Origin of the sequence: Pseudomonas fakonensis, assembly GCF_019139895.1 — a bacterium.
Classification (GTDB): Bacteria; Pseudomonadota; Gammaproteobacteria; order Pseudomonadales; family Pseudomonadaceae; genus Aquipseudomonas; species Aquipseudomonas fakonensis.
Window position 1 is genome coordinate 641,515 of sequence record NZ_CP077076.1, and the last position, 14,837, is coordinate 656,351.

18 protein-coding genes are annotated in these 14,837 nt (G+C 66.3%); 14 read left to right on the forward strand and 4 right to left on the reverse strand.

Annotation, left to right across the window (positions count from 1 at the left end; translation table 11 throughout):
• Positions 1-60: 60 nt before the first annotated feature.
• Complete coding sequence (locus tag KSS94_RS02865) at positions 61-414, forward strand: hypothetical protein (protein ID WP_217841559.1); 354 nt, start codon at positions 61-63, stop codon at positions 412-414.
• An 87-nt stretch (positions 415-501) separates the two neighbouring features.
• Complete coding sequence (locus KSS94_RS02870; protein WP_217841560.1) at positions 502-1,995, forward strand: hypothetical protein; 1,494 nt, start codon at positions 502-504, stop codon at positions 1,993-1,995.
• Between the two features lie 21 nt (positions 1,996-2,016).
• Here KSS94_RS02870 and trxA read toward each other — a convergent pair whose 3' ends face one another.
• The 3 genes from trxA to KSS94_RS02885 are packed head-to-tail and all read right to left on the reverse strand — an operon-like array spanning position 2,017 to position 4,033.
• Positions 2,017-2,889: a thioredoxin gene (gene trxA / locus KSS94_RS02875; protein WP_217841561.1), complete on the reverse strand. Its 873-nt coding sequence runs from the start codon at positions 2,887-2,889 to the stop codon at positions 2,017-2,019.
• A gap of 31 nt (positions 2,890-2,920) precedes the next feature.
• Entirely contained in the window at positions 2,921-3,580 is a 660-nt protein-coding gene (locus KSS94_RS02880) for a class I SAM-dependent methyltransferase (RefSeq protein ID WP_217841562.1), read from the reverse strand.
• Complete coding sequence (locus KSS94_RS02885) at positions 3,581-4,033, reverse strand: YbaY family lipoprotein (protein ID WP_217841563.1); 453 nt, start codon at positions 4,031-4,033, stop codon at positions 3,581-3,583.
• Positions 4,034-4,139: 106 nt separating this feature from the next.
• Here KSS94_RS02885 and nrdR point away from each other — a divergent pair, with 106 nt between their 5' ends.
• From nrdR to KSS94_RS02945, 12 genes are all read left to right on the forward strand, one after another.
• On the forward strand, positions 4,140-4,604 hold the full coding sequence (gene nrdR / locus KSS94_RS02890; RefSeq protein ID WP_009685710.1) for a transcriptional regulator NrdR: 465 nt from the start codon (positions 4,140-4,142) through the stop codon (positions 4,602-4,604).
• A gap of 2 nt (positions 4,605-4,606) precedes the next feature.
• Complete coding sequence (ribD, locus tag KSS94_RS02895; protein ID WP_217841564.1) at positions 4,607-5,737, forward strand: bifunctional diaminohydroxyphosphoribosylaminopyrimidine deaminase/5-amino-6-(5-phosphoribosylamino)uracil reductase RibD; 1,131 nt, start codon at positions 4,607-4,609, stop codon at positions 5,735-5,737.
• A 42-nt stretch (positions 5,738-5,779) separates the two neighbouring features.
• The gene (locus KSS94_RS02900) at positions 5,780-6,445 is read left to right on the forward strand and encodes a riboflavin synthase (RefSeq protein WP_217841565.1); all 666 of its coding nucleotides are present in this window, start codon (positions 5,780-5,782) and stop codon (positions 6,443-6,445) included.
• Positions 6,446-6,463: 18 nt separating this feature from the next.
• A complete protein-coding gene (gene ribBA, locus KSS94_RS02905; RefSeq protein ID WP_217841566.1) occupies positions 6,464-7,555 on the forward strand; it encodes a bifunctional 3,4-dihydroxy-2-butanone-4-phosphate synthase/GTP cyclohydrolase II in 1,092 nt (363 codons plus the stop codon).
• Between the two features lie 91 nt (positions 7,556-7,646).
• The gene (gene ribH / locus KSS94_RS02910; protein WP_217841567.1) at positions 7,647-8,123 is read left to right on the forward strand and encodes a 6,7-dimethyl-8-ribityllumazine synthase; all 477 of its coding nucleotides are present in this window, start codon (positions 7,647-7,649) and stop codon (positions 8,121-8,123) included.
• Positions 8,120-8,620 (forward strand): transcription antitermination factor NusB, encoded by a 501-nt coding sequence (gene nusB, locus KSS94_RS02915; protein ID WP_217841568.1) that lies wholly within the window; start codon positions 8,120-8,122, stop codon positions 8,618-8,620. The genes ribH and nusB overlap by 4 nt, the downstream gene beginning before the upstream one ends.
• Positions 8,621-8,638: 18 nt before the next feature.
• Positions 8,639-9,595 carry a thiamine-phosphate kinase gene (gene thiL / locus KSS94_RS02920; RefSeq protein WP_217841569.1) on the forward strand — a complete coding sequence of 319 codons (957 nt, stop codon included), beginning with the start codon at positions 8,639-8,641 and terminating at the stop codon, positions 9,593-9,595.
• Positions 9,592-10,095 (forward strand): phosphatidylglycerophosphatase A family protein, encoded by a 504-nt coding sequence (locus KSS94_RS02925; protein WP_217841570.1) that lies wholly within the window; start codon positions 9,592-9,594, stop codon positions 10,093-10,095. The genes thiL and KSS94_RS02925 overlap by 4 nt, the downstream gene beginning before the upstream one ends.
• Before the next feature lie 16 nt (positions 10,096-10,111).
• Positions 10,112-10,855 carry a substrate-binding periplasmic protein gene (locus KSS94_RS02930; RefSeq protein WP_217841571.1) on the forward strand — a complete coding sequence of 248 codons (744 nt, stop codon included), beginning with the start codon at positions 10,112-10,114 and terminating at the stop codon, positions 10,853-10,855.
• Positions 10,856-11,104: 249 nt separating this feature from the next.
• On the forward strand, positions 11,105-11,722 hold the full coding sequence (gene ribA / locus KSS94_RS02935) for a GTP cyclohydrolase II (RefSeq protein WP_217841572.1): 618 nt from the start codon (positions 11,105-11,107) through the stop codon (positions 11,720-11,722).
• Entirely contained in the window at positions 11,719-12,138 is a 420-nt protein-coding gene (locus KSS94_RS02940; RefSeq protein ID WP_217841573.1) for an MFS transporter, read from the forward strand. The genes ribA and KSS94_RS02940 overlap by 4 nt, the downstream gene beginning before the upstream one ends.
• Positions 12,138-12,944, forward strand: a complete 807-nt coding sequence (locus KSS94_RS02945; protein WP_217841574.1) for a cobalamin-binding protein — start codon at positions 12,138-12,140, stop codon at positions 12,942-12,944. The genes KSS94_RS02940 and KSS94_RS02945 overlap by 1 nt, the downstream gene beginning before the upstream one ends.
• Here the strand turns inward: KSS94_RS02945 and KSS94_RS02950 are convergent.
• Complete coding sequence (locus KSS94_RS02950; protein WP_217841575.1) at positions 12,922-14,796, reverse strand: TonB-dependent receptor plug domain-containing protein; 1,875 nt, start codon at positions 14,794-14,796, stop codon at positions 12,922-12,924. The two genes, KSS94_RS02945 and KSS94_RS02950, sit on opposite strands and share 23 nt — an antisense overlap.
• Positions 14,797-14,837: the final 41 nt, after the last annotated feature.

A 14,837-nucleotide genomic window follows, 5' to 3' on the forward strand; every position in this document is an offset into this window, starting at 1 on the left:
TGGTGCAGGTTTCATGTTGCTGTAGCATGGCGATATTGACCTGCGCGCAAGGAAAACATCATGAGAATTCGTGGACAAATTGGTGACTGGCCGGTGGACCTGACCGTTGAATTGGAGCCCCATGAATGGGCGCAGTTGGGGCGCCAGGTGACGCTGCCGGTGGCTGGTGACCCACTGCCGGCGGCCACCGCCAACCCGGCGCCACGCCAGGATGATGGGCAGTGGGCGGCCGCCTGTGCGCTGTTGCGCGAGGCTGGGAAGATGAGCGGGCCTGAGTTGCTGGACCGGCTGGAGGGGCTGACAGGGGGTACTGCGGCGGGCAAGCAGTTGCTGGTGCGGTTGCGCCATAGCTCACAGGTCAAGGTGCAAAGCGGGGTGGACGCGCCTGTCTATCACTGGATCGGGACGGCCTGACACGGCAAGACCTGGCAGTTTTGCCAGTTGTGGGCTGGGGCGAGGGGGGGGAGCATGGCTCATCCCACTTAAGCGAGAGTCGATACCATGGCAGCGTCAAAGGATCAGAGCGATAACGCCGGCGTGACTGCGGGCGTTCTGGCCGGTTGGCCATTTTTGATCGAATTCGATTGCGCGAGGCTCGACCAATTATGGGCCCGGCATGGGCTCACGCCTGGCGGTACGGGCTTTGCCAGCTCGCACCTGCAGTTCGAGGTTGCAACCTCTTCACAGCATGCATGCTTTACCAACTGTACCTTGGGGCCGCTGCATCTGCAGGCGCTCGTGAACCCCGCTGGCGATCAGCGCTTGCGCATCAAGCGCCCGCTGCTCAATGGCGTGCAACTGAGCTTGCAGCAGGCGTTTGGCCGGCCGTTACGCTCGATCGCCGAGGTGCGGCGCATCGTGCCAGGGCAACAGGCCGAGCTTTACCTGGACATCGACCTTGCCGCCAATTACGGGCACTACGACAGTCAGGGCCGGGTTTCCCTGGGCTGGGGCAACTCCCCCCAGTTCGGTCTGTCAGGGGAAGGCAACGGTCTGGATGTGGTGCCCTATCAGGTGTATTTCGCCGGCTTGCCAGCGGCCGACAAGTTCATCGACCTTGGGGGCTTGCGCTCCGAGAGCGACGTGGTGCTCAAACCTATGGAGTTTGTGCTGCGTTATGTCGGTGAGCAGGCACAGAGCCTCATGCTGCACCCGCTCATTCACGGGAAGAACGTCGGTGTATTCCCGCCCAGCTATTCAAAGTGGTCGAGCCCGGATTCAGGCGTGGGCATGGCGCTGGACCCCATGCACTATACCGATTTGGTGCCCGGTGACGTTGCTGCCAGCCCCTCGCTGCTGTTCCCTCAGAAGGTGGCCTACCATCCCAGTATCAGGAATGTTGCCGGGGAGATACGAGTAGAGTTCGCGCAGCAGCCGAGCCGCCCGCAAGCACCAGTCACTGCTGTGCCGGGGCTTTCGCTCGAGCCCATGGTGAAGGTGGTCAGCGCCGGGCAGGTGGCCGAATTCGAGCTGTTACCAGCCCAAGCCGGCGATCAGCCGCCCCAATGGTCGGTCAACGGCACCCGCAACCATTTCACCCCTGACGGCTGGCGTTGCCGCGTCACACCCAAAGCCATGAGGGCGGCTGCCAGTCAGGGTGAGGGCACCGAGCCAATCAACTTGGAAGCAAGGTGTGAGTTCGTCACAGTCAGCGCCTTGCTCGCAGGTGCCACGTTCACGGCCTCGATTGTCGCGCTGGGCGGAGCACCTACCGGTTACCTGCGTGCCGACCTGATCAGTGGTGGCCAGTGGAAGATTCGGCTGTGCTACCTGGATAAAGAAGGGAACGAGGCCGTCATTTCCCTCGATGACATGTACGCAGATGGAGTCAATTGCTTCGTTGCCCGCAACGGGCTCATCGAACCCCACGGTGATGAGCCGTACTGCATCGTGCGAGCCTATGACTACCATGGTGATACAGGAGTCTGGGCATTCATGGTACTGCCGGTGCCACTGCTTGACACGCAAACGGTACTGGGCCTCGGCATTACCTGAGTCGATAGTTGTGCGCCGTGCTCAGAACATCGCCGAAGACAAGCGACGGCGGTAAACCCCCACCAGCGGGTGTTCGTTGCCGAGCAACTCGAACACCTGCAGCAGCGCTTTTTGCGGCAAGCCATTTTCGTATGCGCGATTGCGCTGGAACAGCTTGAGCAGCCCGTCCAGCGCCGCTTCGTACTGCTGGCGCGCCAGTTGCTGGATGCACAGCTGGTAGCTGGCTTCATCGTCCTGCGGGTTCTGTGCCAGGCGGCTCTTAAGCTCGGCAGCTTCCGGCAGGCTGGCAGCCTGGCGCAGGAAGGTCAGCTGGGCCTTGGCACCGGCCAGGGCGGCTTTGTGCTCGTCGGTCTTGACCGCATCCAGCACCACCTGGGCTTCACCCAGCTCGCCGCGCTCGGCCAGGCAGCGGGCGTACAGGATCAGCGCCTCGGCGTTGCTGTTGTCTTCACCCAGCAGCACCTGCAACAGCGCTTCGGCTTCGCTGAAACGGCTCTCGGCAAACAGCGCCTTGGCCTGCTCCAACGGCGCGGCGGCGGGCGGGGCGGGCATTTGTACATGGGGTTCGAGCATGGCGCGAATGGCCGATTCCGGTTGCGCCCCGGCAAAGCCGTCCACCGGCTGGCCGTCCTTGAACAACACAACGGTCGGCAGGCTGCGGATGCCGAACTGGGCCACCACCTGCTGCTCCACGTCGCAGTTGATCTTGGCCAGCAGCAGTTCGCCCTGGTAGCCCTCGGCGATTTTCGCCAGCAGCGGCATCAGCGCCTTGCACGGGGCGCACCACTCGGCCCAGAAGTCCACCAGCACCGGCTTGTGGAAGGAGTTCTCGATCACCAGTTGCTGGAAGGTGGCATCGGTGGCGTCGAAGATAAACGGGGTTTCCTGACTCATTACGACTCTCGCAAAACCGTGAATGGCACCACTATAAAGGCTCGCGGCTGGCGTGGTACAGGCTGACCCGGCGGAATTCGTGGGGCTCGGCCAGGTCTGGCAGGGTCAGTGCGTCGAGCACCCCCAGCGGGCGGTACAGCGGGTGGCTGAAGTCGCGCACCCGCGAGTCGGCCACCAGCGCCTGGCGGGCACGGCTGAGGAAGTGGTCGAGCAGCGGCAGGTTGGCGCGGTCGTAAAGCACGTCGGCTACCAGAACCAGGTCGAAGCGGTCGGCCTCGGCGAAAAAGTCGCTGCTGTAGTTCAGTACCACATCGTTCAGCGCGGCATTGGCGCGGCAGGCATCCAGCGCCAGCGGGTCGAGGTCGCAGGCCACCACCTCCAGCGCACCGGCCCGGGCCGCGGCGATACCGGCAATGCCGGAGCCGGCGCCGAAGTCCAGCACGCGCTTGCCGCGCACCCATTCGGGGTGCTGCGCCAGGTAGCGGGCCATGGCCAGGCCGCTGGCCCAGCAGAAGCTCCAGTAGGGCGGTTCTTCAAGGATGCGCCGGGTCTCTTCGCTGCTGAAGGCGCGGTCCATGTTGTTTTCATCGATCAGCCACAGCTTGAGGTCGCATTCCGGCAGTTCGCTGACGGTCAGCCGCGCTTCGCCGATCAGGCCGCTCAGGGCCTGTTGCAGGGCTTGCACTGGCATTTACGGGGCCTTTTCGAAGCGCAGCGGGCCGGTGGCCTGGGTTTGAGGCTGGGCAATACGCTGCGCCGGCAGGTGCATGATCAGTTGGCCGGACTGGCTGGCGCGACCGCGCAGCTCCACCCGGGCGCCGGCCGGGAAGGCCTCGGGGTTGAAGCGCAGCTGGTAGGGCAGGGCCTGGCCGGTGCCGGTCAGGGTGCTGCTGGCCAGCAGTTGTTGCGGGCGGCCGCGTTCGTCGATCACCAACAGTGCCAGTTCTACGCTGGCGCCGGCCGGCACCTCCAGCAGGGTGCCGCTGAGTTCACGTTGGTAGGCTGGCAGCGGGCCCAGCGGTTCGGCCTTTTTCGCCACCGGGGCAGCTTTGGGCGCGGGCGCTGCTTCGGGCTTGGGGCGGTCGCTGCCGCAGGCGGCGAGCAGGGCGGCGCAGCACAGCACGAGGAGCGCTCGAGGTTGCATGGGGTAGTCCTTCGCGGGCAGATTTCCCATGGATGTTAACCCCTTTGGCTTGTCTTGCCAGTGCAATGCGCTACCATGGCCCTCCCTTTTTTTGTTGCCTGCCACCATGCACTGTCCGTTTTGCGGTGCCAACGACACCAAGGTCATCGACTCGCGTCTGGTCGCCGAGGGCGAACAGGTGCGCCGCCGCCGTGAGTGCGTCGCCTGCGGCGAGCGCTTCACCACCTTCGAAACCGCCGAACTGGTCCTGCCCCGGCTGATCAAGCAGGATGGCACCCGCCAGCCCTTCGACGAAGACAAACTGCGTGCCGGCATGCAGCGCGCGCTGGAAAAGCGCCCGGTCAGCGTCGAGCGGCTGGAGGCGGCGCTGGCGCATATCAAAAGCCGCCTGCGCGCCACCGGCGAGCGCGAGGTGAAGTCGCTGGTGGTGGGTGAAATGGTCATGGCCGAGCTGCGCAAGCTCGATGAAGTCGCCTACATCCGCTTCGCTTCGGTGTACCGGCGCTTCCAGGACCTTGACGAGTTCCGCGAAGAAATCGACCGCCTGGCCCGTGAGCCAGCCAAAGAGTAAGCATGCCCAGCCAAGCCGCCATTCTCGACGCCCACTACATGGCCCGGGCCGTGGAACTGGCCCGCAAGGGCCTCTACACCACCCACCCCAACCCGCGCGTTGGCTGCGTGATCGTGCGTGACGGCGAGGTGGTCGGCGAAGGCTGGCACGTGCGCGCCGGCGAACCCCATGCCGAGGTCCACGCCCTGCGCCAGGCCGGCGAGCTTGCCCGCGGCGCCTGCGCCTACGTCACCCTCGAGCCTTGCAGCCACCACGGCCGCACGCCGCCGTGCGCCGAGGCGCTGGTCAAGGCCGGGGTGGCGCGGGTGGTGGCCGCCATGCAGGACCCTAACCCGCAAGTGGCCGGCAACGGCCTGCGCCGCCTGCAGCAGGCCGGCATCGAGGTGGCCAGCGGTGTGCTCGAGGCCGAAGCCCGCGCGCTCAACCCGGGCTTTTTCAAGCGCATGGAACACGGCCTGCCCTATGTGCGCGCCAAGCTGGCCATGAGCCTGGACGGCCGTACCGCCATGGCCAGCGGCGAAAGCCAGTGGATCACCGGCCCCGCCGCCCGCTCGGCGGTGCAGCGCCTGCGCGCCCGTTCCAGCGCGGTGCTGACCAGCGCCGCCAGCGTGCTGCAGGACAACGCCCGCATGACCGTGCGCGGCAGCGAGCTTGGCCTGGACGCCGACACCACCGCCCTAGTCTTGTCCCGCCCGCCACTGCGTGTGCTGGTCGACGGGCGCCTGCGCCTGCCGCTGCAGGCGCCGTTCTTCCAGGCAGGCCCTGCGCTGGTGGTCACGGCGGCAGGGGATGACCCGCGTTACGCTGTCGCCGGCCATGAGTTGCTGGTGCTGCCAGGCACTAACGGCCAGGTCGACCTGCCAAGGCTGCTGGCGGTGCTGGCCGAGCGCGGCGCCAACGAAATCCTGCTGGAGGCCGGCGCCGGCCTGGTCGGCGCCTTCGCCCGCCTGGGCCTGGTCGACGAGTTCCAGCTGTTCGTCGCCGGCACCTTCCTAGGCTCCGCTGCCCGCCCGTTGCTGGACTGGCCGCTGGCGCACATGAGCGAAGCGCCGCGGCTGAAAATTACCGAAATGCGCGCAGTCGGCGATGACTGGCGAGTCACAGCCATCCCCCTGCCGGCCCCCGGCGTATAATGCCCGGCTTGCACCGCGCAGCCCGTATTTGAGGAGAACAGCATGTTCACCGGCATCATCGAATCCATCGGCACCATCCGCAGCATGACCCCCAAGGGCGGCGACGTACGCCTGTACGTCGAAACCGGCAAGCTCGACCTGGGCGACGTCAAGCTCGGTGACAGCATCGCGGTCAACGGCGTGTGCCTGACCGCCGTCGAGTTGCCCGGCGACGGCTTCTGGGCCGACGTCAGCGTCGAAACCCTCAAGCGCACCGCCATGGTCGAGCTCAAGAGCGGCAGCCGGGTCAACCTGGAAAAGGCTCTGACCCCCACCACCCGCCTGGGCGGCCACCTGGTCAGCGGCCACGTCGACGGCGTCGGCGAGATCGTCTCGCGCGCCGATAACGCCCGCGCCATCCAGTTCCGCGTACGCGCCCCGAAAGAGCTGGCCAAGTACATCGCCCACAAGGGCTCGATCACCGTCGACGGCACCAGCCTGACGGTCAACGAAGTCGATGGCGCCGAGTTCGAGCTGACCATCGTCCCGTACACCCTGTCCGAAACCATCATGGCCGACTACCGCCCCGGGCGTCGGGTCAACCTTGAGGTCGACCTGCTGGCCCGTTACCTGGAGCGTTTGCTGCTGGGCGACAAGGCCGCCGAGCCGAGCAAGGGCAGTGGCATTACCGAAAGCTTCCTGGCCGCCAACGGCTTCTTGAAATCCTGATTGAGAAGGGGGTGCCGCGTGGCGCTCAACAGCATCGAAGAACTGGTCGAAGACATCCGCCAGGGCAAAATGGTCATCCTCATGGATGACGAAGACCGCGAGAACGAAGGCGACATCATCATGGCAGCCGAATGCTGCCTGCCTGAGCACATCAACTTCATGGCCAAGCACGCCCGTGGCCTGATCTGCATGCCGATGACCCGCGAGCGCTGCGAAACGCTCAAGCTGCCGCTGATGGCGCCGCGCAACGGCTCGGGCTTCGGCACCAAGTTCACCGTGTCGATCGAAGCCGCCGAAGGCGTCACCACCGGCATCTCCGCTGCCGACCGAGCGCGCACCGTGCAGGCTGCCGCAGCCAAGGACGCCAAGGCCGAAGACATCGTCAGCCCCGGCCACATCTTCCCGCTGATGGCCCAGCCTGGCGGTACCCTGGCCCGCGCCGGCCACACCGAAGCTGCCTGCGACCTGGCGCGCATGGCCGGTTTCGAACCCAGCGGCGTGATCTGCGAGGTGATGAACGACGACGGCACCATGTCGCGCCGCGCCGAGCTGGAAGTGTTCGCCGCCCAGCACAACCTCAAGATCGGCACCATCGCCGACCTGATCCACTACCGCATGATCCACGAGCGCACCGTGCAGCGCGTCTCCGAGCAGCCGGTGGAGAGCGAGCTGGGCGAGTTCAACCTGGTCACCTACCGTGACGCGGTCGAAGGCGACGTGCACATGGCGCTCACGCTCGGCAAGATCTGCGCCGAAGAGCCGACCCTGGTGCGTGTGCACAACATGGACCCGCTGCGCGACCTGCTGCTGGTCAAGCAACCGGGCCGCTGGAGCCTGCGCGCGGCCATGGCTGCGGTAGCCGAAGCTGGCAGCGGCGTGGTGCTGCTGCTGGGCCACCCGCTGGACGGCGACGTGCTGCTGGCGCACATTCGCGAAAGTGCAGGCGATGCCCCGGCCAAGGCGCCGACCACCTACAGCACCGTCGGTGCCGGTTCGCAGATCCTGCGCGACCTCGGCGTGCGCAAGATGCGCCTGATGAGTTCGCCGATGAAGTTCAATGCGATATCCGGATTCGATCTGGAAGTTGTAGAATACGTGCCCTCCGAGTGACTTGAAGCGTCTTTGTCGCCCTCAAGCTCGAGTCCAAACCCTCCCGAGGCCGCCACAGCGCGGCCTCGCTCTTGAAGATGAGAACATCGGAATGACCCTGAAGACCATCGAAGGTACCTTCATCGCCCCCAAAGGTCGCTATGCTTTGGTGGTTGGCCGCTTCAACAGCTTCGTCGTCGAAAGCCTGGTCAGCGGCGCCGTCGACACCCTGGTTCGCCACGGTGTCAGCGAAAGCGAGATCACCATCATTCGTGCCCCGGGCGCGTTCGAAATCCCGCTGGTAGCGCAGAAAGTCGCGCAAAAGGGTGAATACGACGCGATCATCGCCCTGGGCGCAGTGATCCGTGGCGGTACCCCGCACTTCGAATACGTGGCGGGCGAATGCACCAAGGGCCTGGCCCAGGTGTCCATGGAGTTCGGTGTACCGGTGGCCTTCGGCGTACTGACCGTCGACTCCATCGAGCAAGCCATCGAGCGTTCCGGCACCAAGGCTGGCAACAAAGGCGGTGAAGCAGCCCTGTCCGCCCTGGAAATGGTCAGCCTGCTGGCGCAGTTGGAGGCCAAGTGATTAGCGACGAAAGCGATCGTTTCAACCCGCGCGATCCAAAACCTGCGGATGCTGGCAAGCCGTCCAAGAGCGCCAAGCGTCGCGAAGCCCGCAAGCTCGCGACCCAAGCGCTCTACCAGTGGCACATGGCCCAGCACTCGCTGAACGAGGTCGAGGCGCAGTTCCGGGTCGATAACGATTTCACCGATGTCGACGGTGCCTACTTCCGCGAGATCCTGCACGGGGTCCCGGCGAAAAAGGGCGAAATCGACGAGGCCCTCAAGCCTTGCCTGGACACCCCGCTGGATGAGCTCGACCCGGTCGAACTGGCCGTGCTGCGCCTGTCCACCTGGGAGTTCATGATGCGCGTCGACGTACCGTACCGCGTGGTCATCAACGAAGGTGTGGAGCTGGCCAAAGTGTTCGGCGCCACCGACGGCCACAAGTTCGTCAACGGCGTGCTGGACAAGCTGGCGCCGCGCCTGCGCGAAGCGGAAGTCAAGGCGAACAAGCGCTGATTGCGGTGCTGACGAGCCATGGGTGAGTTCGAGCTGATCAGCCATTACTTCGCCGCCGCGCCCTGTGCGCAGGGCGGCGAAGGCGTGGCCCTGGGTATCGGCGACGACTGCGCCCTGCTGGACCTGCCCGCTGGCGAGCAGCTGGCGATTTCCACCGACACCCTCGTGGCCGGTGTGCATTTCCCCGCAGTCTGCGACCCCCTGCTGCTCGGCCAGCGCGCGCTGGCCGTGGCGGTCAGCGACCTGGCGGCCATGGGCGCCACAGCCATTGGTTTCACCCTCGCCCTCACCCTGCCCGATGTCGGCCGCGACTGGCTCGCAGGTTTCGCCGACGGCCTTGGCCGCATGGCCCGGCGTTGCGCCATCAGCCTGATCGGCGGCGACACCACCCGCGGCCCCTTGAGCATCACCGTCACCGTGTTCGGCCGCGTGCCGGCCGGCCAGGCCCTGCGCCGCAGCGGCGCGCGGTCGGGCGATTTGTTGTGTGTGGGTGGCCCGCTGGGTAATGCCGCTGGCGCCTTGCCGTTGGTGCTGGGCGAGCGTGAAGCCCCTGGCGAGTTGGCTGCACCACTGCTGGAGCACTACTGGGCGCCGCTGCCGCAACTGCGCCTGGGCGCGCAGCTGCGCGGCCGGGCCACGGCGGCGCTGGATATCTCCGACGGCCTGCTGGCCGATTGCGGGCATATCGCCAAGGCTTCAGGGGTAGCGCTGCAGGTGAACCTGGCGCAGGTGCCGGTGTCTGCCGCACTGCAGGCCTTTCTCGGCCGCGAGGCGGCGCTGCACGCAGCGCTCACCGGTGGCGACGACTACGTACTGGCGTTCACCGCGCCAGCCGCCGCACTGTCTGGCCTGGCCGAGACCGTGCATGTGATCGGCCGTGTGTGCGAGGGCCAGGGCGTGACCCTGCTCGATGCGCAGGGCCAGGACATCACCCCGCAGCAGCGGGGCTATCAACATTTCAGGGAGACACCGTGACCGACCACCCCAACCAGGTGCCTGCGGAGTTCGTTCCGCCTTCGGTCTGGCGCAACCCGTGGCACTTCCTCGCCTTCGGCTTCGGCTCCGGCACCCTGCCCAAGGCGCCGGGTACCTGGGGCTCGCTGGTGGCGCTGCCGTTCATCCCGCTGTGGCAGATGCTGCCCGACTGGGGTTACTGGCTGCTGCTGGGCGTGACCATGGTGTTCGGCGTGTGGCTGTGCGGCAAGGTGGCCAACGACTTGCGCGTGCACGACCATGAAGGCATCGTCTGGGACGAGATGGTCGGCATGTGGATCACCCTGTGGCTGGTGCCGGAAGGCTGGCAGTGGTTGCTGGCGGGCTTCTTGATGTTCCGCTTCTTCGACATTCTCAAGCCCTGGCCGATCCGCTGGATCGACCGCCATGTGCATGGTGGCTTTGGCATCATGCTCGACGATATCCTGGCTGGCGTGTTCGCCTGGCTGGGCATGCAGGTGCTGGTGTGGGCCGTGGCCTGAGACGGGGAGTTCGCTGATGGGTGCAAGGACGCTGTTGCTGGCATTGATGCTGATGGTCGCGGGGCAGGGCGCCATGGCCCAGACCGCACCGACCCAGGTGCGCCTGGTCAGCGAGGCCTGGCTCGACTACACCAACGCCGACGGCACCGGGCTGGCCTGGGATGTATTGCGCAAGGTGTTCGAGCCGGCCGGGGTCAAGGTGCGTACGCAGAGCGCGCCGTACAGCCGCGCGGTCGGGCTGGTCAAGCGTGACGAGGCCGACGCCTGGGTTGGCTCGTACAAGGAAGAGAACGACGACAACCTTTACCCGCGCTGGCACTTCGACCTCGACCACATCTACGCCCTGGGCCTTGCCAGCGAGCCGGTGCCGACCCTTGAAACCCTGGGCCGTTACCGTCTGGCCTGGGTGCGTGGCTACGACTACGCCAGCTACCTGCCCAATGTGCGCAACTTCCGCGAAGTGCAGCGCCGCGAAGGCATCCTGCCGATGCTCGAGCACGACCGGGTGGACTTCTACATCGACGCCCTCACCGAGATCGACTACGTGATCGGCCAGGCGCCCAACCCCGAGCGTTTTCGCAAGACCCACGTCGCCGAGCTGCCGCTGTACCTGGCGTTTTCCCGCAGCGAGCGCGGCAAGGCCCTGCGCGATGTGTTCGACCAGCGCATGCAGGTGCTGGTGCGCAGCGGCGAGCTGAAGCCGATTTTCGAGCACTGGAAGCAGCCGTACCCCTTCACCGCCGACAGCCAGCCCCATTAAGGGCATCGGTAACCCCCCTGTAGGAGCCGGCTTGCCGGCGATAGGGCCGGCCCAGACAACCATTATCCCTGGCCTGGCCCCATCGCCGGCAAGCCGGCTCCTACAGGGGGCGAACCACCGTGAAGCAGGCAGTGCGGTTTCATAAGCATCGAACTTTTCGATCTTGATCCACGGTATTCAGCCTGCGCACCTGTGCCGGGCTGCTGATACAATCGGCCGATCTGAAATGTCTATCACCAGGAGCACAACGTGCCCGTCGTCTTTGTCGCCGCCTCCAAACTCCCGACTCCCTTTGCGATCTTCACCATGCATGGCTTCCTCGACGAAGCCACTGGCCGCGAGCACGTGGTGCTCAGCCTGGGTGACATCGGCGACGGTGAGCCGGTGCTGGGGCGCCTGCACTCCGAGTGCCTGACCGGCGATGCCCTGTTCAGCCAGCGCTGTGACTGCGGCTCGCAACTGGAAGCCGCGCTGCAGGCCATCGCCCGCGAAGGCCGTGGCGTGCTGCTGTACCTGCGCCAGGAAGGCCGTGGCATTGGCCTTCTGAACAAGATCCGCGCCTACGAGCTGCAGGACGGCGGCGCCGACACCGTCGAGGCCAACGAGCGCCTGGGCTTTGCCGCCGACCAGCGCGACTACGCCATGTGCCTGCCGATGCTCGAGCACCTGGGCGTCAGCGCGCTGCGCCTGATGACCAACAACCCGCGCAAGGTCAAGGCCCTGACCGACATGAACATCAAGGTCGCCGAGCGTGTGCCGCTGCACACCGGGCACAACCCGCACAACCGCCTGTACCTGGCCACCAAGGCCGACAAACTCGGCCACATGATGGGCAACAAGCACCAGGGCGAGGTCCCGCAGGCTTGACCCGGGGCGAGGTGAAGCGCCGGCTGGCCCTGGCCTGGTGGCAGTACCTGGCCGTGGGCCTGGTGCCGCTGCCGGTGATGGCCTGGGCCTTCGGCGGCGGCGAGCCGCTGATCCCGGTGCTGGCCATGCCGCTGTTCATTGCCGGCGCCGCTACCATGTTCCTCAGCCTGCCGCGCTTCGGTGCCTACAAGCGTGCGCTGATCGCCACCGACAAGGCGTTGGGCTGTGCCGAAGAGCCTGGCGCGTGGATCACCCTGGCACGGGTAAGGCGCATGGCCATGCTGTTCGCCTGCCTGCCGGCCTGGGTAGCAGCGTTGTCGGTGCTGGTGGGGCTTGAGGCGATTGCGCAGATCCTTCTGGCGCTGTCCACCTTGGTGCTGCTTTACCTCTACCGCATTCCGCACCAGCTCGGCTGATGCGGGCGCTGCTGGCCCTCCTGCTGCTTTGTTGCGCCGCCGCCCAGGCCGCGCCCCGGGTGGTCAGCCTGGCACCGTCTATGACTGAAATCGTCCTTGAGCTGGACGCCAGCGACCTGCTGGTGGGCCTGCTCGACGGTGGCGAGCGCCCGGTGCAGTTGCAGGGCCTGCCCAGTGTCGGGCGCCACGGCCAGCTCGACATGGAACGCCTGCTTAGCCTCAAGCCCGACCTGCTGCTGCTCTGGCCCGGCAGCATTGCGCCGGCCCAACGTGATCAACTGCGGCGCTTGGGCATCGCCACCTTCACGGCCGAACCCGGCAACCTCGACCAGCTGATCGAGCAGATTGACGCCATTGCCCAACGCCTGGGGCGCGAGGAGCAGGGCCTGCGTTATACCGCCGGCCTGCGCCAGCGCATTGGCGAACTGCGCGCACGCTACCGGCGGGCGACACCGCTGCGGGTGTTCTACCAGGTGTGGGACAAACCGCTGTACACCCTCGGCGGGCAGCAGGTGGTCAGTGACGCCCTGCGCGTGTGCGGCGCGCGCAACGTGTTCGACGACCAGGCCCTGCCGGCGCCGCAAGTGAGCGTGGAGTCGGTGCTGCTGCGTGATCCGCAGGTGATTCTGGCAGGTGACCCGGCGCAGCTCGCGGCCTGGCGTCGCTGGCCGAAGCTCAGCGCAGTGACCGGCAACGCCTTGCTGGTGGTGCCGGACAAGGGCCTGGAACGGCCCAGCGGGCAAATGATCGAAGCCACCGCGCGGCTGTGTGCGTTGCTCGACGCTACAGTGCCGGCGTCCAGGTAAGGCTCAGCAGCCAGGTGCGGCCCTCTTCGCGGTAGCCATGGTTGCTGCCCTCATAGCTGTACAGCGTGCGGCTGTAGCCTTTGTCCAGCAGGTTGTCGAGCTTGAGGTCCAGGCGCAGCTCGTCGCTCATCGCCCAGCCGCCGCGCAGCCCGAACGTGCCGTAGCCGCCCAGTGGCGCCTCGTTGGCCTCATCGTTGTAGCTGCTGCTGACGGCCTGCCAGCTCGCCCCCAGGTTGAACTGCCCAAAGCTGCGGTCGAGGTCCAGGCTGAGGGTGCGCCGGGCGCGGCGGGCGAGGGTGTGGCCGGTGTTGCGGTCGCGCGGGTCGATGAGCGCCAGGCCCAGCTGTGAAGTCCAGCCGGCCCAGGTCTGGGTCAGGGCCAGCTCCAGGCCGTTGATGCGCGCGGCGTCGATATTGCCCGGGCGCTTGCGGCTGGCGTCGTAGCTGATGGCATCGCGCAGTTCGGTGCGGTACAGCGAGGCCTCCAGCCGGCTGTTGTCACCCAGCAGGCTGCGCCATTGCAGCTCGTAGCTTTTTGAATACTCCGGGCGCAAGTCCGGGTTGCCGTATTGCACATCGTAAAGGTCGTTGAAGGTCGGCGCGCGAAAGCCCTCGCTGTAGGACAGCAACAGGTCATCGCGAGGCGTCAACGGCACGCTCATGCCAGTGTTCCAGGTGGTCTGGCTGCCGTACTGCTGGTTGTGGTCCTGGCGCAGGCCCAGCTCGGTGGCAAAACCCTCGCCGCTGAAGCGGTACTGGGCGAATGCGGCGCGGTTCCAGCGGCTGTTTTCGGCGAAGTTGGCGCTGCCGTGGTAGCGGTCTTGGTACCAGTCGCCTCCCAGCATCAGCTGGTTGCGTTCATCGAGGGCCAGTTCGTTCTGCCAGGTCAGCTGGTCGCGGTAGGTGTTGTAGACGAAGCGCTCAGCGCTGAGCTTGTCGCGTTTGTCGTCGCGGTTTTCGCTGTGGCCCAGCTCCAGCCGGGAATGCCAGGTGTCGTTGAGCTGGGCATCGAGCCAGGTGCCCAGGCTGCTGACGCTGAAGTCGGTATAGGGCGCTTGCGGATAACTCCGCCAGGTGGTTGCGTCGAGCCGCCCGTAAGGGTTGTCGTATTCGCTGCGCCCACGGCTGTCGAGCAGGTTCAGGCCGGCTTCGAAGCGCTCGTCGAACACATGGCTCAGGCTCAGGTTCAGCGAACGGTTGCGGTAGGCGTCGTGGTCGCCGTCGCTGGCATACGAAGGGCCGGTGGAATCGATGCCGGCGGTCTCGTCCAGGCTGGCGCCCAGGTTGAAACGGGTGCCGCCCTGACCCCCGGAGAGCCCCAGGCTGCGCTGGAAGGTCTGGTTGCTGCCGGCGGCCAGGCGCAGGCGTGCCTGCAGGTTCTGGCCGTTGCCGCGACGGGTGAAGATCTGGATCACCCCGCCGATGGCATCGCTGCCGTAGATGGCCGAGCGCGAGCCGCGCAGCACCTCCACCCGTTCGATCTGGTCGATGTCGATAAACTGCAGGCCGCTGTCGCCGGAGGTGGTGTTGGCGATACGCACGCCGTCTACCAGCACCAGTGCCTGGGCGGCCTTGGTGCCGCGGATGAAGATGCCGGGCAGGCTACCACGCCCGCCGGTGGGCGCCACCTGTACGCCGGGGACTCGGGTCAGCAGGTCGCTGAGGCTGGCCGGTTGCAGGCGGTCGATATCGCTGCGGGTGAACACGCTGTTGGCGGCGCTGGTGGCTGTGCGCGACTCCACCTGGCGGTTGGCGCTGATCAGTACGTCGGGGAGCTTGAGGGCGTCGTCGCGTTCGGCGGCCAGCAGGGTGGCGGGGAGGCAGAGCAGGGTGGCAAGGGTTGAGTGCTTCATTGGGGCTCCAAAAGCAATCGCCGGCAAGCCGGCTCCTACAG

Excerpts from the sequence above, each read along its gene's own strand:
- nrdR (WP_009685710.1), top strand. The coding sequence starts at position 4,140 with ATGCACTGTCCGTTTTGCGGTGCCAACGACACCAAGGTCATCGACTCG.
- KSS94_RS02880 (WP_217841562.1), bottom strand. The coding sequence starts at position 3,580 with ATGCCAGTGCAAGCCCTGCAACAGGCCCTGAGCGGCCTGATCGGCGAA.
- KSS94_RS02950 (WP_217841575.1), bottom strand. The coding sequence starts at position 14,796 with ATGAAGCACTCAACCCTTGCCACCCTGCTCTGCCTCCCCGCCACCCTG.
- KSS94_RS02885 (WP_217841563.1), bottom strand. The coding sequence starts at position 4,033 with ATGCAACCTCGAGCGCTCCTCGTGCTGTGCTGCGCCGCCCTGCTCGCC.
- thiL (WP_217841569.1), top strand. The coding sequence starts at position 8,639 with ATGGGTGAGTTCGAGCTGATCAGCCATTACTTCGCCGCCGCGCCCTGT.
- KSS94_RS02870 (WP_217841560.1), top strand. The coding sequence starts at position 502 with ATGGCAGCGTCAAAGGATCAGAGCGATAACGCCGGCGTGACTGCGGGC.
- KSS94_RS02865 (WP_217841559.1), top strand. The coding sequence starts at position 61 with ATGAGAATTCGTGGACAAATTGGTGACTGGCCGGTGGACCTGACCGTT.
- KSS94_RS02930 (WP_217841571.1), top strand. The coding sequence starts at position 10,112 with ATGGGTGCAAGGACGCTGTTGCTGGCATTGATGCTGATGGTCGCGGGG.
- KSS94_RS02945 (WP_217841574.1), top strand. The coding sequence starts at position 12,138 with ATGCGGGCGCTGCTGGCCCTCCTGCTGCTTTGTTGCGCCGCCGCCCAG.
- ribH (WP_217841567.1), top strand. The coding sequence starts at position 7,647 with ATGACCCTGAAGACCATCGAAGGTACCTTCATCGCCCCCAAAGGTCGC.
- KSS94_RS02900 (WP_217841565.1), top strand. The coding sequence starts at position 5,780 with ATGTTCACCGGCATCATCGAATCCATCGGCACCATCCGCAGCATGACC.
- ribD (WP_217841564.1), top strand. The coding sequence starts at position 4,607 with ATGCCCAGCCAAGCCGCCATTCTCGACGCCCACTACATGGCCCGGGCC.
- trxA (WP_217841561.1), bottom strand. The coding sequence starts at position 2,889 with ATGAGTCAGGAAACCCCGTTTATCTTCGACGCCACCGATGCCACCTTC.